A 23,019-nucleotide genomic window follows, 5' to 3' on the forward strand; every position below is an offset into this window, starting at 1 on the left:
AGAACTACTCTGTTGTCTCTCTTCTCCTGCACTGGAGTCATGCGATGTCTGAATCCCCCGGAAAACTGAAACTCGGCGCATTGGTTGCACTGGTTGTTGGCTCAATGATTGGGGGCGGGATCTTTTCCTTGCCACAAAACATGGCCGCCAGTGCGGACGTTGGCGCGGTCCTGATCGGCTGGGCCATTACCGCTGTCGGCATGCTCACGCTGGCCTTCGTCTTTCAGACCCTGGCCAACCGCAAGCCTGATCTGGATGGCGGGGTGTACGCCTACGCCAAGGCCGGTTTCGGCGACTACATGGGTTTCTCTTCCGCCTGGGGGTACTGGATCAGTGCCTGGCTGGGCAACGTCGGCTACTTCGTTCTGCTGTTCAGCACCCTCGGCTACTTCTTCCCCATTTTTGGCGAGGGTAATACGGTCGCAGCCATCATCGGTGCATCGGTCCTGCTCTGGGGTGTGCATTTCCTCGTGTTGCGCGGGATCAAGGAAGCGGCGTTCATCAACCTGGTGACCACGGTCGCCAAAATCGTGCCGCTGCTGCTGTTTGTGCTGATCGCGATTTTCGCCTTCAAACTGGACATCTTCACCGCCGACATCTGGGGTTTGAAAAACCCGGACCTGGGCAGCGTGATGAATCAGGTGCGCAAAATGATGCTGGTCACCGTCTGGGTGTTCATCGGCATCGAGGGCGCGAGCATTTTCTCGGCCCGCGCAGAAAAACGCACCGACGTCGGTAAAGCCACCGTCATCGGTTTCATCACCGTGCTGCTGTTCCTGGTGCTGGTGAACGTATTGTCCCTGGGGATCATGACCCAACCGGAACTGGCCAAGCTGCAGAACCCGTCGATGGCGGCCGTGCTGGAGCATGTGGTCGGTCATTGGGGCGCGGTGCTGATCAGCGTCGGTCTGGTCATCTCGCTGCTGGGGGCCTTGCTGTCGTGGGTACTGCTGTGTGCGGAGATCATGTTCGCCGCCGCCAAGGACCACACCATGCCGGAGTTCCTGCGCAAGGAAAACGCCAACCACGTGCCGGTCAACGCCCTGTGGCTGACCAACGCAATGGTGCAGCTGTTCCTGGTCATCACCCTGTTTTCGGCCAGTACTTACCTGTCGCTGATCTACCTCGCCACTTCGATGATCCTGGTGCCCTACCTGTGGTCGGCGGCTTACGCACTGTTGCTGGCGGTACGCGGTGAGAGCTACGAAATCGACAAGGCCGATCGTTCCAAGGACCTGTTCATCGCCAGCATCGCGGTGATCTACGCCGTCTGGCTGGTCTACGCCGGCGGCACCAAATACCTGCTGCTGTCCGCCCTGCTCTATGCGCCCGGCGTGATCCTGTTCGCCAAGGCCAAGCGAGAACTGGGCAAACCTGTTTTCACCAACGTCGAGAAGCTGATTTTTGCAGCCGTGATCATAGGTGCCGTAGTGGCGGCCTATGGACTGTATTCCGGCTTCCTGACTCTGTAACACCTGAATAATTTGTCATCTGGAGGATCACTGTAATGACCACGGAAAAAGTTAAGTACGGCGTGCATTCCGAAGCCGGCAAACTGCGCAAAGTCATGGTTTGCTCCCCCGGCCTGGCCCACCAGCGGCTCACCCCGAATAACTGTGACGAGCTGCTGTTTGATGATGTGCTGTGGGTCGCCCAAGCCAAGCGTGACCACTTCGACTTCGTCACCAAGATGCGCGAACGCGGGATCGACGTTGTGGAAATGCACAACCTGTTGACCGACATCGTCGCCATCCCCGAAGCGCTGGAATGGATTCTGGAGCGCAAGGTCACCGCCGATTCGGTGGGTTTGGGCCTGATCAATGAAGTGAAATCCTGGCTGCTCAGCCTGGAGCCACGTCATATCGCCGAGTTCCTGATTGGCGGTGTCTCCGCCGATGACCTGCCGGACAGCTTCGGTGGCAAGACCATCCAGATGTTCCGCGACTTCCTCGGCCACTCCAGCTTCATTCTGCCGCCACTGCCCAACACTCAGTTCACCCGCGACACCACGTGCTGGATCTACGGTGGCGTGACCCTGAACCCGATGTACTGGCCGGCACGCCGTCAGGAAACCCTGCTGACCACCGCCATCTATAAATTCCACCCGCAGTTCACCAACGCCGAATTCGAGATCTGGTACGGCGACCCGGACCAGGATCACGGCAGCTCCACCCTTGAGGGCGGCGACGTGATGCCGATCGGCAACGGCGTAGTGCTGATCGGTATGGGCGAGCGTTCGTCGCGCCAGGCCATCGGTCAATTGGCGTTGAACCTGTTCAAACACAAAGCCGTGGAAAAAGTCATCGTCGCCGGCCTGCCAAAATCCCGCGCCGCGATGCACCTGGACACCGTGTTCAGCTTCTGTGACCGCGACCTGGTCACTATTTTCCCCGAAGTCGTGAACCAGATCGTCGCCTTCACCCTGCGTCCGGACGAAAAGAAACCGGGCGGCATCGACATCCGACGCGAAGACGGCACGTTCCTCGACACCGTGGCCAAGGCACTCAACCTGAAAGCGTTGCGGGTCGTCGAAACCGGCGGCAACAGCTTCGCCGCCGAACGCGAACAGTGGGATGACGGTAACAACGTGGTGGCCGTGGAGCCGGGCGTGGTCATCGGTTATGACCGTAACACCTACACCAACACCTTGCTGCGCAAGGCGGGTATCGAGGTCATCACCATCAGCGCCGGCGAACTGGGGCGTGGACGTGGGGGCGGCCACTGCATGACCTGCCCGATCATTCGCGACCCTATCGACTATTAATCTTTGAGCCCTGGCCGCTGCTGCCCTCTACCCGAAGGCAAGCACGGCCAGGGGGATAACCGACATCTAAGGAGATCCATCATGGCTTTTAACATTCACAACCGTAATTTGCTGAGCCTGGAACACCACACCCCTCGCGAATTGCGTTATCTGCTCGACCTGTCCCGCGACCTCAAACGCGCCAAGTACACCGGCACCGAGCAACAGCACCTCAAAGGCAACAACATCGCGCTGATCTTCGAAAAAACCTCGACCCGCACCCGTTGCGCCTTCGAAGTCGCCGCTTATGACCAGGGTGCCAACGTCACCTACATCGACCCGAACTCTTCGCAGATCGGCCATAAAGAAAGCATGAAAGACACCGCCCGCGTGCTGGGGCGCATGTACGACGCTATCGAGTACCGTGGCTTCAAGCAGGAAATCGTTGAAGAACTGGCCAAGTTTGCCGGTGTGCCCGTGTTCAACGGCCTGACCGATGAATACCACCCAACGCAAATGATCGCCGACGTGCTGACCATGCGCGAACACGCCGACAAGCCGATCCACGACATCAGCTACGTCTACCTGGGCGACGCCCGCAACAACATGGGTAACTCGCTACTGCTGATCGGCGCCAAGCTGGGCATGGACGTGCGCATCTGCGCGCCAAAAGCCCTGTGGCCGCTGGACGATCTGGTTGAGCGTTGCCACAAATATGCCGAAGAAAGCGGCGCGCGCATCACCCTGACCGAAGACACGAAAGTCGCGGTCAAAGGCGTGGACTTCATTCACACCGACGTGTGGGTCTCGATGGGTGAACCGGTCGAAGCCTGGGCTGAACGTATCCAGCAACTGCTGCCGTATCAGGTCAACGCCGAACTGATGAAAGCCACCGGCAACCCACGCACCAAGTTCATGCACTGCCTGCCGGCCTTCCACAACAGTGATACCAAAGTCGGCAAACAGATTGCCGAGCAGTACCCGAACCTGAAGAACGGCATCGAAGTGACTGATGACGTGTTCGAGTCGCCGGCCTGCATTGCCTTCGAGCAAGCGGAAAACCGCATGCACACGATCAAGGCGATTCTGGTGTCGACCCTGGCTGACCTTTAACGGCGCACCCGGCTCCCACTGACTGGACTCAGTCAATGTGGGCGCCGGCTTTTGTGGGAGCCGGGCTTGCCCCGGGCGGCGTTCCGATGATGGCATCACCTCGTTGTGACTGATTCACCGAGGCGTCTGCATCGCTGGCAAGCCAGGCTTCCACAATGACCGCATTCGTCTTACGAGACCTCACTGTTTTCTGGAAGGACTGCATTATGCGTATCGTCGTAGCTCTGGGCGGTAACGCCCTGCTCCGCCGTGGTGAACCCATGACCGCGGACAACCAGCGCGCCAACATCCGGATCGCCACTGAACAAATCGCCAAGGTCCATGCCGGCAACCAACTGGTGATCGCTCACGGTAATGGCCCGCAGGTCGGCCTGTTGTCGCTGCAAGCCGCGGCCTACACCTCGGTGTCCCCTTACCCGCTGGACGTGCTCGGTGCCGAAACCGAAGGCATGATCGGCTACATCATTGAACAGGAACTGGGCAACCTGCTGGATTTCGAAGTGCCTTTCGCCACCCTGCTCACCCAGGTCGAAGTCGACGCCAACGACCCGGCGTTCCAGAAGCCCAGCAAACCCATCGGCCCGGTCTATACCAAGGCTGAAGCGGAGAAACTCGCCGCCGAGAAAGGCTGGGCGATTGCCCCGGACGGCGACAAGTACCGTCGCGTGGTGGCCAGCCCGAAACCGAAACGCATTTTCGAAATCCGCCCGATCAAATGGCTGCTGGAAAAAGGCAGCATCGTGATCTGCGCCGGCGGTGGCGGCATCCCGACCATGTATACCGCGCCCGGCAAACTGGAAGGCGTCGAAGCGGTGATCGATAAAGACCTGTGCTCGGCGCTGCTGGCCGAACAACTCGAGGCCGATCTGCTGGTGATCGCCACCGACGTCAACGCCGCGTTTATCGACTATGGCAAGCCGACCCAGAAAGCCATCGGCCAGGCTCACCCGGATGAAATGGAAAAACTCGGCTTCGCCGCAGGCTCCATGGGACCCAAGGTTCAAGCGGCTTGCGAGTTCGCCCGTCACACTGGAAAAACCGCGGTAATCGGTTCACTCTCGGACATTGAAGCGATCGTCCAGGGCAAGGCAGGTACGCGTATCAGCACGGCGAAACCTGGCATTACTTACTTGTAAGGAGAGACGTCTATGGCAAAGTTTGAACCAGGTCACTTGCACATCGAGCGTCACGCGCTGACCCCGGATGATGTCAGCTACAACATTTTCCTCGACTATGAAGTCAGCAAGAACCCCAAAGGGGAAAAAGGCATCCAGTTCAGGATGCATGGCGACATTCAGGGCAAGAAAGTGGACGAGCCCTTCTTCCTGCGCAAGGAGGAAGCCTACAACTTTGCCAACAACGTGACGGTTATCGCCGAGAAGTACGGCATTCCAAAGACACACAGCCAGATTGGTTCGGTTCACAAGCATTACGATCTGATGTTTGAAGACATCCGGGTGCAACTGGACATGAAGTCCGGCGACCCGGTGAACCTCGAGAACTTCGAGTAACCCACACTCCCCCTGTAGGAGTGAGCCTGCTCGCGATAGCGGACTGATATTCACCATGGATGTCGACTGATACACCGCTATCGCGAGCAGGCACACTCCTACAAAGGTTCGGTGTGGGCCTGAAATCCCGCGCAGGATTTCACCATTCGCCCGCCCCAAGGCATACTTGCGCCCCTCCGCACTCCAGAACCAAATACCGCCCCATGCGTATCCACGTCAGTTTCATCGACCGCGTCGGTATCACCCAGGAAGTCCTGGCCCTGCTCGGTGGGCGCAATCTCAATCTGGATGCGGTGGAAATGGTCCCGCCCAACGTTTACATCGATGCCCCGACCCTGAGCCCGGAAGTCCTCGAAGAGCTGCGCGATGCGCTGTTCAGCGTGCGTGGCGTGCAAGCGGTGACGGTGGTCGACATCCTTCCCGGCCAGCGTCGACACCTGCAACTCGACGCATTGCTCGCGGCCATGACCGACCCGGTACTGGCTCTCGACAGTGCCGGCAAAGTGTTGCTGGCCAACCCGGCATTGATCGCGCTGTACGGGCGTGAACCGGCGGGTGAAAGCATCGCCGACTTGTTCGCCGACCCGGCGCTGCTCGACGCGCTGCTGGAACAGGGCTTTCGTTTGCCGCTGCGGGAAATCACGGTCAACGGCCAGACCTTGTTGCTGGACGCCACGCCGATCACCGACGCGGGTGCCCTGCTGACGCTGTATCAACCCAACCGCATCGGCGAACGCCTCTCGGCGCTGCACCATGATCACGCCGAAGGATTCGATGCGCTGCTCGGCGAGTCGCCGGTGATCCGCACCCTCAAGGCGCGCGCGCAACGGGTGGCGGCGCTCGATGCACCACTGCTGATTCAGGGTGAAACCGGCACCGGCAAGGAACTGGTGGCCCGGGCCTGCCACGCCATCAGCGCGCGGCACAGTTCGCCCTTTCTTGCGTTGAACTGCGCAGCATTGCCGGAGAACCTCGCCGAAAGTGAACTGTTCGGCTACGCCCCCGGCGCCTTTACCGGCGCGCAACGGGGCGGCAAACCGGGGCTGATGGAACTGGCCAACCAGGGCACGGTGTTTCTCGATGAAATCGGGGAGATGTCGCCGTACTTGCAGGCGAAACTACTGCGGTTTCTCAATGACGGCAGTTTCCGTCGGGTCGGCGGTGATCGTGAGGTGAAGGTCAATGTGCGGATCCTCAGCGCCACCCACCGCGATCTGGAAAAAATGGTCAGCGAAGGCACCTTCCGCGAAGACCTGTTTTACCGCCTCAACGTACTCAACGTTGAAGTCCCGCCGCTGCGCGAACGCGGCCAGGACATTCTGCTGCTCGCCCGCTACTTCATGCAGCAAGCCTGCGCGCAGATCCAGCGCCCGGTCTGTCGCCTGGCGCCGGGCACCTACCCGGCACTGCTGGGCAATCGCTGGCCGGGCAACGTGCGGCAATTGCAAAACGTGATTTTCCGCGCCGCGGCAATTTGCGAAAGCACGCTGGTCGACATCGGCGACCTCGACATCGCCGGCACCTCGGTGGCGCGCCAGAGCGACAGCGATGTCGACAGCCTGGAGCAGGCGATGGAAGAGTTCGAGAAAACCCTGCTGGAAAAACTCTACGTCAGCTACCCCTCGACTCGCCAACTGGCCAGCCGCCTGCAGACGTCCCACACGGCGATTGCCCATCGGTTGCGCAAGTACGGCATACCCAACAAGCCCTGAGCCTGAGGTTGAACCACAACCCACAAACACCACAAAACCCTGTGGGTGGCCCCAGAACATCTCTCCAAAAACGACCTCCATCTGTACTGAAAGCGCTACAGCGGAACGATATCGCTACACCCCTCCCTGATCACGGCTGTGCAAGGCTTTGATCCACCTCGGCTTTCTTCCCTGACCTTGTCCGTATCGATTTCGCTACAGCGGGCGAATTCCGTCGCCTCGCAAAACGCCACAAACCACTGATTAATAAAGACAAAACCAACATTGGCCGTGTTCTTGCTTTGTAGTCCGGCATAACAGGGCTTTTTTGCCCAAGCATTCAATAGCGTCCACCAGACGAGTCTGGCCCCCTTAGGAGTTCTCATGAGCGATTTGCGTTTTACTGAAGATCACGAATGGCTGCGCACCGAAGCTGACGGCACCGTTACTGTCGGCATCACCGCTTTCGCACAGAACGCCTTGGGCGACGTGGTTTTCGTACAACTGCCTGAGCTGCAGTCCTACGACAAAGGCGCTGAAGCCGCCACCGTGGAATCGGTAAAAGCCGCCAGCGGCGTGTACATGCCGCTCGACGGCGAAGTGCTGGAAGTCAACCCGGCACTCGACAGCAGCCCTGAACTGGTCAATGAAGATCCGCTGGGCGAAGGCTGGTTCTTCCGCTTCCAGCCAAGCGACGCCTCTGCCGTCGCCCAACTGCTGGACCAGGACGCCTACGACCGCCTGATCAAAGCCCAAGCCGAAGCCTGAGGAGCACCGACATGACCGTAAACCTGACCACCGCCAACGAATTCATCGCCCGTCACATCGGCCCGCGTGCCGGCGACGAGCAAGCCATGCTCAACAGCCTCGGCTTCGACTCGCTGGAAGCCCTGAGCGCCAGCGTTATCCCGGACAGCATCAAAGGCACCAGCGTGCTGGGCCTGGAAGACGGTTTGAGCGAAGCTGAAGCCCTCGCTTCGATCAAAGCCATCGCCGGCAAGAACCAACTGTTCAAGACCTACATTGGCCAGGGCTACTACGGCACCCACACGCCATCGCCGATCCTGCGCAACCTGCTGGAAAATCCGGCCTGGTACACCGCCTACACCCCGTACCAGCCAGAAATTTCCCAGGGCCGACTCGAAGCGCTGTTGAACTTCCAGACCCTGATCAGCGACCTGACCGGCCTGCCGATTGCCAACGCCTCCTTGCTCGACGAAGCCACCGCCGCTGCCGAAGCCATGACCTTCTGCAAACGCCTGAGCAAGAACAAGGGCAGCCACGCCTTCTTCGCTTCCGTGCATTGCCACCCGCAAACCCTCGACGTACTGCGCACCCGTGCCGAGCCGTTGGGCATTGATGTGGTGGTCGGCGACGAACTCGAACTGACCGACGTGACGCCGTTCTTCGGCGCTCTTCTGCAATACCCGGCCAGCAACGGTGACGTGTTTGATTACCGCGAACTGACCGAACGCTTCCACGCCGCCAACGCACTGGTGGCTGTGGCCGCTGACCTGCTGGCCCTGACCGTGCTGACCCCGCCAGGCGAATTCGGTGCCGACGTGGCCATCGGTAGCGCCCAGCGTTTCGGTGTTCCGCTGGGCTTCGGCGGCCCGCACGCGGCGTACTTCTCCACTAAAGACGCGTTCAAGCGCGACATGCCGGGCCGTCTGGTCGGTGTCTCCGTGGACCGTTTTGGCAAGCCGGCCCTGCGCCTGGCCATGCAAACCCGCGAGCAACACATCCGTCGCGAGAAAGCCACGAGCAACATCTGCACCGCTCAAGTGCTGCTAGCCAACATCGCCAGCATGTACGCCGTGTACCACGGTCCGAAAGGCCTGACCCAGATCGCCAACCGCGTGCATCACCTGACCGCCATTCTGGCCAAAGGCTTGAACGCACTGGGCCTGACCGTCGAACAAGCCAGCTTCTTCGACACCCTGACCCTGGCCACCGGCGCGCAAACCGCCGCGCTGCACGACAAGGCTCACGCCCGGCAGATCAACCTGCGCGTCATCGACGCTCAGCGTCTGGGCCTGTCGGTGGACGAAACCACCACCCAGGCTGACATCGAAACCCTGTGGGCTCTGTTCGCCGACGGCAAGACCCTGCCGGACTTCGCTGCGCTGGCCGCCTCGGTACAAAGCACCCTTCCAGCTGCGCTGGTGCGTCAATCGCCGATCCTCAGCCACCCGGTGTTTAACCGTTATCACTCGGAAACCGAGCTGATGCGCTACCTGCGCAAGCTCGCCGACAAGGACCTGGCGCTGGACCGCACCATGATCCCGCTGGGTTCTTGCACCATGAAACTCAACGCTGCCAGCGAAATGATCCCGGTGACCTGGGCTGAATTCGGTGCCCTGCACCCGTTCGCCCCGGCCGAGCAAAGCGCCGGCTACCAGCAACTGACCGACGAACTGGAAGCGATGCTGTGCGCCGCGACCGGTTACGACTCGATCTCGCTGCAACCGAACGCCGGTTCGCAAGGTGAATACGCCGGTCTGCTGGCCATCCGCGCCTATCACCAGAGCCGTGGCGAAGATCGTCGCGACATCTGCCTGATCCCGTCGTCCGCCCACGGCACCAACCCGGCCACCGCCAACATGGCTGGCATGCGTGTGGTCGTGACCGCTTGCGATGCACGCGGCAACGTCGACATCGAAGACCTGCGCGCCAAAGCCATCGAGCACCGCGAACACCTTGCGGCGCTGATGATCACTTACCCGTCGACCCACGGCGTGTTCGAAGAAGGCATCCGCGAAATCTGCGGCATCATTCATGACAACGGCGGCCAGGTGTACATCGACGGCGCCAACATGAACGCGATGGTCGGCCTCTGCGCACCGGGCAAGTTCGGCGGCGACGTGTCGCACCTGAACCTGCACAAAACCTTCTGCATTCCACACGGCGGCGGCGGCCCGGGCGTCGGCCCGATCGGCGTGAAATCGCACCTGACTCCGTTCCTGCCGGGCCACGCCCAGATGGCACGCAAGGAAGGCGCGGTCTGCGCAGCACCGTTCGGCAGCGCGAGCATTCTGCCGATCACCTGGATGTACATTCGGATGATGGGCGGCGCCGGCCTGAAACGCGCTTCGCAGCTGGCAATCCTCAATGCCAACTACATCTCCCGTCGCCTCGAAGAGCATTACCCGGTTCTGTACACCGGCAGCAACGGCCTGGTGGCGCACGAATGCATCCTCGACCTGCGTCCGCTGAAAGACAGCAGCGGTATCAGCGTTGATGACGTCGCCAAGCGCCTGATCGACTTCGGCTTCCACGCCCCGACCATGTCGTTCCCGGTCGCCGGCACGCTGATGATCGAGCCGACCGAAAGCGAATCCAAGGAAGAACTGGACCGTTTCTGCGACGCCATGATCCGCATCCGCGAAGAAATCCGCGCGGTGGAAAACGGCACGTTGGACAAGGAAGACAACCCGCTGAAGAACGCTCCGCACACCGCGGCAGAGATCGTTGGCGAGTGGACGCATCCGTACAGCCGTGAACAAGCGGTGTACCCGGTGGCCTCCCTGATCGAAGGCAAATACTGGCCACCGGTCGGTCGCGTCGACAATGTGTTTGGCGATCGCAACCTGGTGTGCGCCTGCCCGTCGATCGAAAGCTACGCTTAAGAAAATCAGCGTCTAGCGGCCAGCCTCGGGCTGCAAGGAAGAGCCGATCGGCTTTAACTTGCAGCTTGTTGCTTGCCGCTGAGTGCTCGCGCTTGCATGCGCCTATAACAAGAAACCGGAGAACAACCATGTCGTTAAGCGTGTTCGACCTGTTCAAGATTGGCATCGGCCCCTCCAGTTCCCACACCGTCGGCCCGATGCGCGCAGCTGCGCGTTTCGCCGAAGGGTTGCGCCGCGAAGGGCTGTTGGCCGCCACCACCTGCGTCAAAGTCGAGCTGTACGGCTCGCTCGGCGCCACCGGCAAGGGCCACGGCAGCGACAAGGCTGTGTTGCTCGGCCTCGAAGGTGAACACCCGGACACCGTGAATACCGAAACCGTGGCCGCCCGTCTGCAAGAAATCCGCGGCAACGGTCGCTTGAACCTGCTCGGTGAACACAGCATTGCGTTCAACGAGAAAGAACACCTGGCAATGATTCGCAAACCCTTGCCCTATCACCCCAACGGCATGATCTTTCGCGCCTTCGACGCCGCCGGTCTGCAGATCCGCAGCCGCGAGTACTACTCGGTCGGGGGTGGTTTTGTGGTCGATGAAGATGCCGCCGGCGCCGACCGCATCGTCGAAGACGCCACGCCGCTGACCTTCCCGTTCAAAAGTGCCAAGGACTTGCTCAGTCATTGCACCACCTACGGCCTGTCCATCAGCCAGGTGATGCTGACCAACGAAAGCGCCTGGCGCCCGGAAGCGGAAACCCGCGCCGGCCTGCTGAAGATCTGGCAAGTCATGCAGGACTGCGTCGACGCCGGTTGCCGCAACGAAGGCATTCTGCCCGGCGGGCTGAAGGTCAAGCGTCGCGCGGCGGCACTGCACCGGCAATTGTGCAAAAACCCGGAATCGTCACTGCGCGATCCGCTGTCAGTGCTGGACTGGGTCAACCTGTACGCCCTGGCGGTCAACGAAGAAAACGCCAATGGCGGACGCGTCGTCACCGCGCCCACCAACGGTGCGGCCGGGATCGTTCCGGCGGTTTTGCATTACTACATGCGCTTCATTCCCGGTGCCAATGAAGACGGCGTCGTACGCTTCCTGCTGACGGCGGCGGCTATCGGCATTCTCTATAAAGAAAACGCCTCGATCTCCGGCGCCGAAGTCGGCTGCCAGGGCGAGGTCGGCGTAGCCTGTTCGATGGCGGCCGGCGCCTTGTGCGAGGTCCTTGGCGGGACCGTGCAGCAAGTGGAAAACGCCGCCGAAATCGGCATGGAACATAACCTCGGCCTGACCTGCGACCCGATTGGCGGGCTGGTGCAAGTGCCTTGCATCGAGCGCAACGCCATGGGTTCGGTCAAGGCGATCAACGCGGTACGCATGGCCCTGCGCGGCGACGGTCAGCACTTCGTCTCCCTCGACAAGGTCATCCGCACCATGCGCCAGACCGGCGCCGACATGAAAAGCAAATACAAGGAAACCGCCCGCGGCGGTTTGGCGGTCAACATTATCGAGTGCTGATGCTCACGCGCACTGCACACTTTTTCAGGAGCTGAATATGTCCACCGAACAATTGCTGAAAACCCCGCTGCACGCACTGCACATCGAACTCGGCGCACGCATGGTGCCGTTCGCCGGCTATGACATGCCGGTGCAATACCCGCTCGGCGTGATGAAAGAACACCAGCACACCCGTGATCAGGCCGGGCTGTTTGATGTGTCGCACATGGGCCAGATCCGCCTGACCGGCGCCAATGCCGCCAAGGCCCTGGAAACCCTGGTGCCGGTGGACATTATCGACCTGCCGGTGGGCATGCAGCGCTACGCCATGTTCACCAACGAAACCGGTGGCATCCTCGACGACCTGATGGTCGCCAACCTCGGTAACGACGAACTGTTCCTGGTGGTCAACGCAGCCTGCAAGGATCAAGACCTGGCGCACCTGCGCAAGCACATCGGCGAGCAGTGCAACATCGAGCCGCTGTTCGAAGAACGCGCCCTGCTGGCGCTGCAAGGCCCGGCCGCCGTCACCGTGCTCGCACGCCTGGCGCCGGAAGTGGCGAAGATGACCTTCATGCAGTTCACCCGCGTGAAACTGCTGGGCGTGGACTGCTTTGTCAGCCGTTCGGGCTACACCGGTGAGGACGGTTTCGAAATCTCGGTACCGGCCGCCAACGCCGAAGCCCTGGCTCGCGCCCTGTTGGCTGAACCTGAAGTGGCGGCCATCGGCCTTGGCGCTCGCGACTCGCTGCGCCTGGAAGCCGGTCTGTGCCTCTACGGCCACGACATGAACACCGAGACCACCCCGATCGAAGCGAGCCTGCTGTGGGCCATCTCAAAGCCTCGTCGTGCCGATGGCGCGCGGGCCGGCGGCTTCCCTGGCGCTGAAACCGTGTTCGCACAACAGCAAGGTGGCGTCAGCCGCAAGCGCGTCGGCCTGCTGCCTCAGGAACGCACACCCGTGCGTGAAGGCGCAGAAATCGTCAACGAGGCCGGCGAGATCATCGGCGCCGTTTGCAGCGGCGGCTTCGGTCCGACCTTGGGTGCTCCTTTGGCCATGGGTTACCTCGACAGCGCTTATATCGCTATCGACACACCCGTATGGGCGATCGTCCGTGGGAAAAAGGTGCCTTTGCTTGTAAGCAAAATGCCATTTGTTGCACAACGCTACTATCGCGGCTGATTGATTGTTTCTATAAGTAACGCGGTTGCGTTGACAGTGCACTAATGTGTAACGCAACCGCCATAAAATAGTGCATATCTTTATAGCCAGCCTTCGTTTATGAACGTTGCTTATAACGATCGAAAACAATTGAACAGCGGCAAAGAATAAGACGGCACTAGTGGATCGACTAGTACCCTCAACCTGAGTAAAACCGGGCCTCTGACGGGGCTTGTTTTTTCTCCCGTAGTTGGCGTAGAGTTTATTCACTGTGTTTGCATGGGTCGCTTGGAATCGTGACCTGGGCAGTAGCCTACAAGTTAGCTACATCCCGTTCGACGTCTTCTTACTCTCCTGCAACCAGCCCCAGTACTCTTTCATGAGAAGGAGACTGTCATTAATTTTTGCGTCAAAGGAAATAAGAAATGTCCCAACGTCAGAGCGGTACCGTCAAGTGGTTTAACGACGAGAAAGGTTTTGGTTTTATCACTCCTGAAAGCGGTCCGGATCTGTTCGTGCATTTCCGCGCCATCCAGGGCAACGGCTTCAAGAGCCTGAAAGAAGGCCAGAAAGTGACTTTCGTTGCTGTGCAAGGCCAGAAAGGCATGCAGGCTGACGAAGTACAAGCAGAAGCCTAATCTTCTGTTACGAAAAAGCCCCTGATGCTGACATCAGGGGCTTTTTTGTGCGCGTAAATCCGTAAAATGGCTTTTTTTTCCGCCCAGAGGCTGCCATGTCGAAACACCTGCTCAATCCCCAGGGCGACTTTCCCGCCGCCACCCTGGGTCGTCGCCTGGCAGCGATGTTCTATGACTTCCTGTTGTGTACCGCCCTGCTGATCGTCACCAGCGGCGTCTACAAGATGATCCAGATGGCGATCCTCGGCGAAGAGAAAATGCGCACCCTGACTGAAGCCGGCGCGCTGGACGGGGATCCATTACTCTCGACGGTGCTGCTGTTTGTGCTGTTCGGTTTCTTCGCCAAGTTCTGGACCTGGTCGGGCCAGACCCTCGGCATGCAGGTGTGGTGCATCCGTGTGCAGAATGCCGATGGCTCGTCCATCAGCCTGTGGCAGGCGTTGTTGCGCTTTGTGGTGTCGATTGCTTCTTGGCTGTGCGTGGGCCTGGGGTTTATCTGGCCATTATTTGATAAGCAGAAACGCAGCTGGCATGACATGTACTCCAACACTCAGCTTGTGCGCATCCCGAAGAAAACCAAGTAATTCAGCTATACAGAAACCACTGTGGGAGCAAGCTTGCTCCCACAGGTTTTTTAGGACTGGCTCAAAGAGTTCAGGCGTTACCGGCGAGCTTCATCCGCGCAGCCTGAGTAAAGTCCAGCATGCGCTTCAACGGCCGAATCGCCTGCGGAATCAACGCCGGATCCACAAAGATCTCGTTAGTCCCTTCCTTCAAGCACTTCAGCGTGCGCTCAAGGGTGTTCATCGCCATCCACGGGCAGTGCGCGCAACTGCGGCAGGCTGCGCCGTTACCGGCCGTTGGCGCCTCGATGAAGACCTTGTCAGGGCACAGCTGCTGCATCTTGTAAAAGATGCCGCGATCGGTGGCGACGATCAGGGTCTTGTTCGGCAGACTCTGTGCCGCCGCAATCAACTGACTGGTGGAACCGACGGCATCCGCCAGCTCGATCACCGAGGTCGGCGACTCCGGGTGCACCAGAATCGCGGCATCCGGGTACAGCGCTTTCATGTCTTCAAGCTGCTTGGACTTGAACTCTTCGTGAACGATGCAGGCACCGTCCCAGAGCAGCATGTCCGCACCGGTCTGGCGCTGAATGTAGGTGCCCAGGTGCTTGTCCGGGCCCCAGATAATGGTCTCGCCGTTATCCATCAGGCTTTCGACGATTTCCAGCGCACAGCTGGATGTCACCACCCAGTCCGCCCGCGCCTTGACCGCCGCCGAGGTGTTGGCATACACCACCACCGTGCGTTCCGGGTGCTGATCACAGAACGCCGAAAACTCGTCCACCGGGCAACCCAGGTCCAGCGAGCAGGTCGCTTCCAGGGTCGGCATCAGAATGCGTTTTTCAGGGTTGAGAATTTTGGCGGTTTCGCCCATGAACTTCACTCCGGCGACCAGCACGGTCTTGGCCGGGTGAGCACTGCCGAAGCGGGCCATCTCCAGTGAGTCGGAGACGCAACCACCGGTTTCTTCGGCCAGGGCCTGAATCACCGGATCGCAATAGAAGTGAGCAACCAGCACCGCGTCCTGAGCCTTGAGCTCGGCAGCGATGGCGGCACGGTAAAAAGCTTCCTCCTCGACGGTCAGCGGCTTGGGCTGCTTGGCGTCGAGGTGAGCTTGAACCAGAAGGCGTTCGGAAATCTGCGTCATGTTCGCAAGACCTGCAGGCGCTTTCGCGCGAAAGTCGAGTATACACCCGGCTCCGGCCCCATCAGGGTACCGCCGGGAGAGTGAGTATTCATCAGGCACGGACAGCGTTGAAGTTGCGCAAGGCTACAGAATATCCCGTGGATGCAAAAGATGATTCTGACCTGCGTCATGCGATGCAGCCCAGGGCCTGGGCGAGCTCAAATCGCGGGCAAAAAAAAATCCGGAAATCCTCACTTGCGTGGGCCTTCCAGACTTTTAAAACTGCTACAAAAATGGTGGGTCGTGTGGGATTCGAACCTACGACCAATTGGTTAAAAGCCAACTGCTCTACCAACTGAGCTAACGACCCGCTGTGTGGTGGCGCGTATAATACTGATTTTTAAGGACTATTCAACACCTAATTTGAAATAAATCAAAAATAAGGTGTTGGGTCGCTGATTCCGGCCGCCGCAAAGCCTTCTGCACGCAGTCGGCAGCTGTCGCATTTGCCGCATGCACGGCCGTCATCGTCAGCCTGATAGCAGGAAACCGTCAGCCCGTAATTGACGCCCAGCTTCACGCCCGCCTCGACAATTTGCGCCTTGCTCAGGTTCTGCAGGGGCGCCTGGATACGGAAGCCATTGCCCTCTACCCCGGCTTTGGTCGCCAGATTGGCCATGCGCTCGAAGGACTCGATGAACTCGGGACGGCAGTCCGGGTAACCGGAGTAATCCACCGCATTCACGCCAATGAAGATGTCACGCGCACCGAGCACTTCAGCCCAGCCCAAGGCCAGCGACAGGAATACCGTGTTGCGCGCTGGCACGTAAGTCACTGGAATGCCCTCCCCCAGCGCCTCCGGAATGTCGATGCTGCTGTCGGTCAGCGCCGAGCCGCCCATACCGTTCAGGTTGAGGCCGATCACCTTGTGCTCGACCACGCCCAGGTCACGGGCAACGCGTGCAGCGGCGTGCAACTCTGCCTGGGAGCGCTGACCGTAATCAAAGCTCATGGTGTAGCAGCTGTAGCCTTCGGCGCGGGCCATGGCCACGACAGTTGCCGAGTCCAGCCCGCCGGACAGCAGGATGACTGCTCGTTTTTCAGCGGTGTTCAGTTGTTCCGTCATTTCAGCGCCCCGGCTCGTCATTCCAAAGATATTTATGCAGCTGCAATTGCAAACGCACTGGCAGGTTGTCCGCCACCACCCAATCCGCCAGGTCCCGAGCATTCAGGTCGTGGTGGCTTGGCGAGAACAGGACTTCGCCGACACGCCGGTCAAGACCGTACTGGATCAGCTTGGACACGGCCCAGTCGTAGTCTTCCCGCGAGCAGATGACGAACTTCACCTGATCGTTAGGCGTGAGCAGCTCGATATTTTCGTAGCGGTTGCGATGTGCTTCTTTCGAACCCGGGGTTTTCAGGTCGACAACGCGACTGACCCGGGAATCTACCGCCGAGATATCAAGCGCACCACTGGTTTCCAGTGACACTTCGTAACCGGCGTCGCACAACTGCTTGAGCAATGGGATGGCGTTAGGTTGTGCCAGTGGCTCGCCACCGGTAACACACACATAACGGGGGTGGAAACCGGCCACTTGCTCGAGGATGTCGTCGAGCGGGCGAAGGGTGCCGCCAGTGAACGCGTAGGCGCTGTCGCAGTATTGGCAACGCAAAGGGCAACCGGTCAGGCGCACAAATACTGTAGGCAGCCCGGCAGTTCGCGTTTCACCCTGCAACGAGTAAAAAACTTCGGTAATTCTCAATGTGTCTTGCATAGTCGCCACGGGCATAACAGCTAAACAGGCTGTCCGCCTCCGTCAGGCACTTCAAGGAACCCCGCCACCGCGCAGATCCCAAAAAGCGTGTTTCATAAAAAGGGCGTGAATTCTAACGAAAAAACCCGCGACAAGCGCGGGTTTCTTCGAAACGGGTCAAGCAGCCCTTACATTTTTTGCAGATCACGCTGAGCCAACTGAGCGGCGGAGGTGCCCGGATATTGCGACACAACCTGCTGCAGAATGCCTTTGACCTTGTCGGTGTGACCGAGGCGGCGCTCTACATCAGCCAGCTTGTACAACGAATCAGGCACTTTGGCGTGCTTTGGGTACAGCTGTGAAACCTTGGCAAACGCCTGACCTGCACCTTGCAGATCGCCTTTGGCCAGGTTCACTTCGCCCAACCAGTACTGGGCATTGCCCGCGTATTGACTGTTCGGGTATTTGCGCAGGAAAGCGGCAAAAGCCTGGCTGGCCTTGTCGAAATCCTTGGCTTTGATCAGGTCGAAGGCTGCATCGTAATACAGCTTTTCCTTCGCCGGATCCGCCGGTTCGCCACCCGCGGCAGGTGCTTGAGCGGCAGCCGCTCCTGCACTTGCGCCAGCAGCTGCTGCACTAGGGGCATTCAAATCGCCACCAGTGGAAGAATTTTCAGGAGTCGCGGCAGGTGCAACGCCGGTTCCTATGCGCCGATCAAGATCCTGATATCGCTCCAGGTTCTCTTGCTTCATGCGCGCTACATCATTTTGCAGTTCTTCGATCACACCCTGTTGGCGCGAGATCTGGTCCTGCATTTGTTGCAGTTGGTTGAACAGCTGACCCTGTGCCGAGACAGGGGTTGAAACCCCTCCCCCGGCATAGGCGCCGTTCGTACCGTAACCCGCAGGCGGATAACTACTCCCGCTGTTAGAACCGGAGTTGTTATCGACCACAGGAACCGCAGCCCACACCGCAAGCGGTGCGAGACTGAGAGCCAAGACAGTTACAGCACGACGGCACGTTCGCATGACGAATTACTTACGCAGTTCGACGCGACGGTTTTGAGCCCAGGACTGCTCGTCGTTGCCGGTAGCAACTGGACGCTCTTCGCCGTAGGAAACCAGTTCCAGCTGAGCTGGGGAAACGCCTTGCAGTACCAGGTAGCGTTGAACGGCTTTCGCACGACGCTCGCCCAGTGCCATGTTGTACTCACGAGTACCACGTTCGTCGGTGTTGCCTTCCAGAACAACGCGAGCGCCGTTTGCTTTCAGGTCTTTGGCGTGAACGTCCAGAGCGCGCATGGCTTCTGGCTTCAGGTCCGAGCTGTCGTATTCGAAGTAGAAGGTGGTGATTGCGCGCAGAGCAGCTTCTTCGCTCAGGGAACCGTCAACGGCACCAGTGTTTGCGCCGTAACCAGCGTTTGGATCAACAGCGCCTTCACCGGCGTTGTCGCCGCCTTTGGACGAGCAACCTACAGCTACAGCCATGGCCAGAGCCAGCGCAGCAAATTTACCAAACTTCAGCATTTCCATCGTGAAACTCCTAATGAACCCCAGTGTGTTAAGTAAAACGTGTAGCGCCGCGTCAGTTCAGGTAAGGGGACCAGGAAGGTTCTCGAACTTCGCCTTGAGCGGTAGGAAGCGGGAGCCTTACGCGTCCATTAATGGACACGAGCATCAAGACTCCCCGGCCCTGCTGGCGGGTGGCGTAGATTACCATGGTGCCGTTGGGCGCAACAGTAGGCGACTCGTCCAGAGTGCTATCAGTGAGGATCTTTACACTACCTCGCTGCAAATCCTGGGCTGCCACCTTGAAATTGGTGAAGCCGTCCTGGCGGTGAATCATCACCAGGGTCTTTTCATCAGCCGACAGTTTAGGGTTGGCGTTGTAGTTACCGATGAAGGTCACACGTTCCGCACCGCCACCACTGACACTGGTTTTATAGATCTGCGGCTTGCCGCCACGGTCGGAGGTGAAGTAGATGGTCGAACCATCCTTACCCCAGAACGGTTCGGTGTTGATGCCGGGACCATTGGTGACGCGGGAGATCTGACGCGAACCCAGGTTCATCACATAGATGTCCGGGTTGCCATCCTTGGACAGGACGAATGCCAGGCGATTGCCATCCGGCGACCAGGCTGGCGCGCCATTCAGGCCTTCGAAGTTGGTGATCTGCTCGCGGCGACCGGTGTCGATGTTCTGCATGAAGATGCGCGGACGCTTCTGCTCGAACGACACATAAGCGATGCGCTTGCCATCCGGTGCAAAACGCGGCGACAGGATAGGCTCGCGCGATTGCAGCAGGGTCACGGCACGGGCACCGTCATAGTCCGAACGTTGCAGTGTGTAGCGCGTGTTCTTCTCGGAGAAACGCTCGGCGGTCACGTACAACAGACGCGTCGAGAACGCACCTTTGATACCGGTGAGTTTTTCGAACGACTGGTCGGAGATGTAGTGCGCCATGTCGCGCAGTTGATCAACGCTGCCCGACACGCTGCCGGTCAGCACTTGCTGCTCGGTGGCGACGTTGAACAGAGCGTACTGAACCTGCAGGCGACCGCCTGCTGGCACGATACTGCCGACCATGATGTATTGGGCGCCAACCGCTTTCCAGTCACGGTAAATGATTTCGCTGGCCTGGCTCGGCTGGCTGATCATGTTCTGCTTTGGAATCGGCGCGTAGTAACCCGAGTTGCGCAGGTCGTTACCGATGATTTCAGCCATGTCGTCCGGCAGCACGCTGCCGCCCTGGAAACCGAATGGCACGACGGCAATTGGAGTGGCCTGGGAGCTGCCACTGCTGACCAGGATATTTTTTTCATCTGCCGTGGCCAGTCCTGCGAAGCAGAACATGACTACAAGCAGTCCTCGAAGAAGGTTTCTCACAAGGCTAGATCCTCAGGTGTGAATGTCATCTTGAATGAACGATAGGGTGCGAAATCAGCTGGCTTCAGACCCTGCATTTCGGTCAAACGACCAATATTTTTTACCGCCGCTACTGCTGAACTGTCGAACGGCACATCACCACTGGAATGAGCAACCGATACGCCGGAGATCGTTCCGTCAGGCAGCATGTTGATTTGCAGAATCACTTTCATGCCCTTGCGGGCCGACGGTGGCTGCGCCCAACCTTCAGAAGCGCGCGAACGAATCAGATCATCGAAGTTGCCCGCGGTCTCATCACCCTGCTCATCCGCCAACGCCTGTTGACGCTCCGGCTTGTCGGACAGCAAATCAGCCAAGGCCTGCGCCTTTTTGTCTTCAACCGATTTACGTGCCGCATCCTGCGACTTCTTCTTCGCAGCATCGGCAGCAGCTTTCTTCTTCGCGTCTTCGGCGACTTTCTTCTTCGCCTCTTCAGCTTCAGCTTTCTTCTTGGCGTCTTCGGCGGCTTTCTTCTTCGCGTCTTCGACGATTTTCTTCTTGGCTTCTTCAGCGGCCTCTTTCTTGGCCTCTTCTTCAGCTGCTTTCTTGGCTTCTTCTTCGGCTTTCTTCTTGGCTATATCAGCCAATTGTTTCTCTTCTGCCTTTTTGGCTTCGGCGGTCTTCTTCGCTTCATCGGCTTTCTTGGCTTCATCAGCCTTTTTCGCCTCATCCGCTTTCTTCGACTCGTCGGCCTTCTTGGCTTCCTCGGCCTTTTGAGCCGCTTCTTCTTTCTTTTGTTCCGCAGCCTTCACCGCTTCCTGCTCGACCTTTTTCTGTTCCATCTGTTCGACTTCAGTTTGACGCGCAGCAGATTTCTGCGCTTCACCCGCAATCTTCTGATTGGTCTGGGTGGTCGCCCGACTTTTCGATTTCAGCTGGTACAGGGTCGCCTGGACAATCGGCTTGGCCGGCGGCAACTCAGGCGTCATGGCAAAACTGACAAACAGCATGCCGAACACCAGCACGTGCAAGCCAATCGCCCAGACACTAGGCCAGAAGTAGCTTTCCGAGGCTGTTGGCTCTCGTTGTTGCTGCATCAGGGCGCCTCGGTAATCAAGCCAACGTTACCGACTCCGGCCTTCTGCAACCCGCCCATGGCGCCCATGACCGAACCGTAATCAACGGTCTTGTCGCCACGGATGAACACCTGAGTACGCTTGCCACCTTCAGTGCCGGCACGAATGATCTTGGTCACCGCGTCAGTCATCTGCGGCAAGGTCATGGCCTTGTCCTGCTGCTTTTCGGTGTCGACTTCACTGCCAAGGTTCCAGTAGTAGGTCTTGTCAGCCTTGATCGAAATGGTCAGGACCTGGGTGTTGTTGTCCTGCGGCAAGGCTTCGCTGGAAACCTTGGGCAGATCAACTTTCACGCCCTGATTGAGCATCGGCGCGGTCACCATGAAGATGACCAGCAGTACCAGCATCACGTCGATGTAAGGCACTACGTTCATCTCGGCAACCGGCTTGCGCTTTTTGCGAGCTCGAGCGATTAAAGCCATTGGAAATTACCTGCTTATTCTTCGCTGGTGTGCACTTTGCGGTGCAGGATCGCCTGGAATTCATCGGCGAAGGTGTAGTAACGGCTCAGCAAGGTTTCGCTGCGAGCAGAGAAGCGGTTGTAAGCAATAACGGCCGGGATGGCAGCGAACAGACCGATCGCGGTGGCGATCAGCGCTTCGGCGATACCGGGAGCCACAGTGGCCAGGGTCGCTTGCTGGGCCGAGGCCAGGCCACGGAAGGAGTTCATGATGCCCCAGACCGTACCGAACAGACCGATGTACGGGCTCACGGAGCCGACGGTGGCCAGGAATGGCAGGCTCTGCTCGAGCTTCTCTTCTTCGCGGGAAATGGCGACGCGCATGGCACGGGCCACGCCTTCCATGACCGCTTCCGGGTCAACGCCTGGCTGCTGGCGCAGACGGGAGAATTCCTTGAAACCGGCACGAAAAATCTGCTCGACGCCCGAATCCGGGTCAGGGTTGCTGCCGGCCTGACGGTAGAGTTTGGACAGGTCGATACCGGACCAGAAGCGCTCTTCGAAGCTCTCCAGGGCACGTCGACCGGCGCGAATCAAATTGCTGCGCTGAAAAATCATGATCCATGAGGTCACCGATGCGGCTACCAGGATCAGCATTACCAGTTGCACCACGATACTGGCATTGCTGACCAGGCTCCACATGGAGGAATGGTCGACGACGTTAGCTTCCACGCTTTATCTCCTGCTTTGAGTGTGTACCCGCGCCGCTCACGTCGGCAAAGGCCGCACGTAGAGCTTCGGGAATGGCCCGGGGTTTCAAACTGTTAGTGCGCACACAGGCCACCAAAAACTGCCCTTCGCAGAGCAGCACATTATCCGTTGCCCGCCTGACCTGCTGCTTGAAACGCAGGCTGACCCGGTTCAATTCGATTACTTCAGCGCTTACCAGAAGCTCGTCGTCCAGTCGCGCCGGCGCGTGGTAACGCGCTTCGCTGGAATGCACGACAAACAACAGGTCCTCCCCTGCCAGCGCCGATTGGGCAAAGCCCAGATCCCGGAGCCGCTCGGTTCGAGCCCGTTCCATAAACTTGAGGTAATTGACGTAATACACGATGCCGCCCGCATCGGTGTCCTCGTAATAAACGCGACAACGATGTGTGAACGGCTCAAGCCCGTTTTGCGCGCGCATACTCTAGTGCTT

22 protein-coding genes and 1 tRNA gene are annotated in these 23,019 nt (G+C 59.1%); 12 read left to right on the top strand and 11 right to left on the bottom strand.

Annotation, left to right across the window (positions count from 1 at the left end; translation table 11 throughout):
• Positions 1-44: 44 nt before the first annotated feature.
• From arcD to SB725_RS18065, 12 genes are all read left to right on the top strand, one after another.
• Positions 45-1,472, top strand: a complete 1,428-nt coding sequence (arcD, locus tag SB725_RS18010; RefSeq protein ID WP_027922957.1) for an arginine-ornithine antiporter — start codon at positions 45-47, stop codon at positions 1,470-1,472.
• Between the two features lie 35 nt (positions 1,473-1,507).
• Positions 1,508-2,764 (top strand): arginine deiminase, encoded by a 1,257-nt coding sequence (arcA, locus tag SB725_RS18015; RefSeq protein WP_027922956.1) that lies wholly within the window; start codon positions 1,508-1,510, stop codon positions 2,762-2,764.
• An 81-nt stretch (positions 2,765-2,845) separates the two neighbouring features.
• A complete protein-coding gene (locus tag SB725_RS18020) occupies positions 2,846-3,856 on the top strand; it encodes an ornithine carbamoyltransferase (protein WP_027922955.1) in 1,011 nt (336 codons plus the stop codon).
• 206 nt (positions 3,857-4,062) lie between these two features.
• Complete coding sequence (arcC, locus tag SB725_RS18025; RefSeq protein ID WP_027922954.1) at positions 4,063-4,992, top strand: carbamate kinase; 930 nt, start codon at positions 4,063-4,065, stop codon at positions 4,990-4,992.
• Between the two features lie 12 nt (positions 4,993-5,004).
• Positions 5,005-5,367, top strand: a complete 363-nt coding sequence (locus tag SB725_RS18030) for a DUF5064 family protein (RefSeq protein WP_027922953.1) — start codon at positions 5,005-5,007, stop codon at positions 5,365-5,367.
• Positions 5,368-5,570: 203 nt separating this feature from the next.
• Positions 5,571-7,079, top strand: coding sequence for a sigma-54-dependent transcriptional regulator (locus tag SB725_RS18035; protein WP_027922952.1), 1,509 nt, complete (start codon positions 5,571-5,573; stop codon positions 7,077-7,079).
• 363 nt (positions 7,080-7,442) lie between these two features.
• The gene (gene gcvH, locus SB725_RS18040; protein WP_027922951.1) at positions 7,443-7,826 is read left to right on the top strand and encodes a glycine cleavage system protein GcvH; all 384 of its coding nucleotides are present in this window, start codon (positions 7,443-7,445) and stop codon (positions 7,824-7,826) included.
• 11 nt (positions 7,827-7,837) lie between these two features.
• Positions 7,838-10,687, top strand: coding sequence for an aminomethyl-transferring glycine dehydrogenase (gcvP, locus tag SB725_RS18045; protein ID WP_194940545.1), 2,850 nt, complete (start codon positions 7,838-7,840; stop codon positions 10,685-10,687).
• Positions 10,688-10,815: 128 nt separating this feature from the next.
• Entirely contained in the window at positions 10,816-12,192 is a 1,377-nt protein-coding gene (locus SB725_RS18050) for an L-serine ammonia-lyase (RefSeq protein ID WP_027922949.1), read from the top strand.
• Between the two features lie 37 nt (positions 12,193-12,229).
• On the top strand, positions 12,230-13,354 hold the full coding sequence (gcvT, locus tag SB725_RS18055; RefSeq protein WP_027922948.1) for a glycine cleavage system aminomethyltransferase GcvT: 1,125 nt from the start codon (positions 12,230-12,232) through the stop codon (positions 13,352-13,354).
• A 404-nt stretch (positions 13,355-13,758) separates the two neighbouring features.
• Positions 13,759-13,971 carry a cold-shock protein gene (locus SB725_RS18060; protein ID WP_003175786.1) on the top strand — a complete coding sequence of 71 codons (213 nt, stop codon included), beginning with the start codon at positions 13,759-13,761 and terminating at the stop codon, positions 13,969-13,971.
• Positions 13,972-14,066: 95 nt separating this feature from the next.
• Positions 14,067-14,555 (top strand): RDD family protein, encoded by a 489-nt coding sequence (locus SB725_RS18065; RefSeq protein WP_027922947.1) that lies wholly within the window; start codon positions 14,067-14,069, stop codon positions 14,553-14,555.
• Between the two features lie 70 nt (positions 14,556-14,625).
• Here the strand turns inward: SB725_RS18065 and nadA are convergent, their stop codons facing one another.
• The 11 genes from nadA to ybgC form a co-directional block, all read right to left on the bottom strand.
• Complete coding sequence (gene nadA / locus SB725_RS18070; protein WP_077748706.1) at positions 14,626-15,684, bottom strand: quinolinate synthase NadA; 1,059 nt, start codon at positions 15,682-15,684, stop codon at positions 14,626-14,628.
• 273 nt (positions 15,685-15,957) lie between these two features.
• Positions 15,958-16,033, bottom strand: a tRNA-Lys gene (locus tag SB725_RS18075).
• A gap of 63 nt (positions 16,034-16,096) precedes the next feature.
• On the bottom strand, positions 16,097-16,789 hold the full coding sequence (gene queC, locus SB725_RS18080) for a 7-cyano-7-deazaguanine synthase QueC (RefSeq protein ID WP_027922945.1): 693 nt from the start codon (positions 16,787-16,789) through the stop codon (positions 16,097-16,099).
• 1 nt (position 16,790) lies between these two features.
• On the bottom strand, positions 16,791-17,438 hold the full coding sequence (gene queE / locus SB725_RS18085) for a 7-carboxy-7-deazaguanine synthase QueE (protein WP_410922442.1): 648 nt from the start codon (positions 17,436-17,438) through the stop codon (positions 16,791-16,793).
• Between the two features lie 167 nt (positions 17,439-17,605).
• On the bottom strand, positions 17,606-18,445 hold the full coding sequence (gene ybgF / locus SB725_RS18090) for a tol-pal system protein YbgF (RefSeq protein ID WP_027922943.1): 840 nt from the start codon (positions 18,443-18,445) through the stop codon (positions 17,606-17,608).
• Between the two features lie 6 nt (positions 18,446-18,451).
• Positions 18,452-18,949, bottom strand: coding sequence for a peptidoglycan-associated lipoprotein Pal (gene pal, locus SB725_RS18095; RefSeq protein WP_003178634.1), 498 nt, complete (start codon positions 18,947-18,949; stop codon positions 18,452-18,454).
• A gap of 52 nt (positions 18,950-19,001) precedes the next feature.
• Entirely contained in the window at positions 19,002-20,270 is a 1,269-nt protein-coding gene (gene tolB, locus SB725_RS18100) for a Tol-Pal system beta propeller repeat protein TolB (protein ID WP_218186576.1), read from the bottom strand.
• Positions 20,271-20,299: 29 nt separating this feature from the next.
• Positions 20,300-21,379: a cell envelope integrity protein TolA gene (tolA, locus tag SB725_RS18105; RefSeq protein WP_027922941.1), complete on the bottom strand. Its 1,080-nt coding sequence runs from the start codon at positions 21,377-21,379 to the stop codon at positions 20,300-20,302.
• Positions 21,379-21,831 (bottom strand): protein TolR, encoded by a 453-nt coding sequence (gene tolR / locus SB725_RS18110; RefSeq protein WP_161807482.1) that lies wholly within the window; start codon positions 21,829-21,831, stop codon positions 21,379-21,381. The genes tolA and tolR overlap by 1 nt, the downstream gene beginning before the upstream one ends.
• A gap of 23 nt (positions 21,832-21,854) precedes the next feature.
• Positions 21,855-22,550, bottom strand: a complete 696-nt coding sequence (gene tolQ, locus SB725_RS18115) for a protein TolQ (protein WP_027922940.1) — start codon at positions 22,548-22,550, stop codon at positions 21,855-21,857.
• The gene (gene ybgC / locus SB725_RS18120; protein ID WP_027922939.1) at positions 22,540-23,007 is read right to left on the bottom strand and encodes a tol-pal system-associated acyl-CoA thioesterase; all 468 of its coding nucleotides are present in this window, start codon (positions 23,005-23,007) and stop codon (positions 22,540-22,542) included. Before ybgC ends, tolQ begins: the two co-directional genes overlap by 11 nt.
• Positions 23,008-23,019 lie beyond the last annotated feature (12 nt).

The sequence above is a fragment of the Pseudomonas sp. SIMBA_041 genome (assembly GCF_046535095.1).
Lineage (GTDB): Bacteria > Pseudomonadota > Gammaproteobacteria > Pseudomonadales > Pseudomonadaceae > Aquipseudomonas > Aquipseudomonas mucoides.

What these genes read in the sequence shown, in the direction of transcription:
- arcD (WP_027922957.1), top strand. Translation starts at nt 45, where the DNA reads ATGTCTGAATCCCCCGGAAAACTGAAACTCGGCGCATTGGTTGCACTG.
- arcA (WP_027922956.1), top strand. Translation starts at nt 1,508, where the DNA reads ATGACCACGGAAAAAGTTAAGTACGGCGTGCATTCCGAAGCCGGCAAA.
- SB725_RS18020 (WP_027922955.1), top strand. Translation starts at nt 2,846, where the DNA reads ATGGCTTTTAACATTCACAACCGTAATTTGCTGAGCCTGGAACACCAC.
- arcC (WP_027922954.1), top strand. Translation starts at nt 4,063, where the DNA reads ATGCGTATCGTCGTAGCTCTGGGCGGTAACGCCCTGCTCCGCCGTGGT.
- SB725_RS18030 (WP_027922953.1), top strand. Translation starts at nt 5,005, where the DNA reads ATGGCAAAGTTTGAACCAGGTCACTTGCACATCGAGCGTCACGCGCTG.
- SB725_RS18035 (WP_027922952.1), top strand. Translation starts at nt 5,571, where the DNA reads ATGCGTATCCACGTCAGTTTCATCGACCGCGTCGGTATCACCCAGGAA.
- gcvH (WP_027922951.1), top strand. Translation starts at nt 7,443, where the DNA reads ATGAGCGATTTGCGTTTTACTGAAGATCACGAATGGCTGCGCACCGAA.
- gcvP (WP_194940545.1), top strand. Translation starts at nt 7,838, where the DNA reads ATGACCGTAAACCTGACCACCGCCAACGAATTCATCGCCCGTCACATC.
- SB725_RS18050 (WP_027922949.1), top strand. Translation starts at nt 10,816, where the DNA reads ATGTCGTTAAGCGTGTTCGACCTGTTCAAGATTGGCATCGGCCCCTCC.
- gcvT (WP_027922948.1), top strand. Translation starts at nt 12,230, where the DNA reads ATGTCCACCGAACAATTGCTGAAAACCCCGCTGCACGCACTGCACATC.
- SB725_RS18060 (WP_003175786.1), top strand. Translation starts at nt 13,759, where the DNA reads ATGTCCCAACGTCAGAGCGGTACCGTCAAGTGGTTTAACGACGAGAAA.
- SB725_RS18065 (WP_027922947.1), top strand. Translation starts at nt 14,067, where the DNA reads ATGTCGAAACACCTGCTCAATCCCCAGGGCGACTTTCCCGCCGCCACC.
- nadA (WP_077748706.1), bottom strand. Translation starts at nt 15,684, where the DNA reads ATGACGCAGATTTCCGAACGCCTTCTGGTTCAAGCTCACCTCGACGCC.
- queC (WP_027922945.1), bottom strand. Translation starts at nt 16,789, where the DNA reads ATGACGGAACAACTGAACACCGCTGAAAAACGAGCAGTCATCCTGCTG.
- queE (WP_410922442.1), bottom strand. Translation starts at nt 17,438, where the DNA reads ATGCAAGACACATTGAGAATTACCGAAGTTTTTTACTCGTTGCAGGGT.
- ybgF (WP_027922943.1), bottom strand. Translation starts at nt 18,445, where the DNA reads ATGCGAACGTGCCGTCGTGCTGTAACTGTCTTGGCTCTCAGTCTCGCA.
- pal (WP_003178634.1), bottom strand. Translation starts at nt 18,949, where the DNA reads ATGGAAATGCTGAAGTTTGGTAAATTTGCTGCGCTGGCTCTGGCCATG.
- tolB (WP_218186576.1), bottom strand. Translation starts at nt 20,270, where the DNA reads ATGTTCTGCTTCGCAGGACTGGCCACGGCAGATGAAAAAAATATCCTG.
- tolA (WP_027922941.1), bottom strand. Translation starts at nt 21,379, where the DNA reads ATGCAGCAACAACGAGAGCCAACAGCCTCGGAAAGCTACTTCTGGCCT.
- ybgC (WP_027922939.1), bottom strand. Translation starts at nt 23,007, where the DNA reads ATGCGCGCGCAAAACGGGCTTGAGCCGTTCACACATCGTTGTCGCGTT.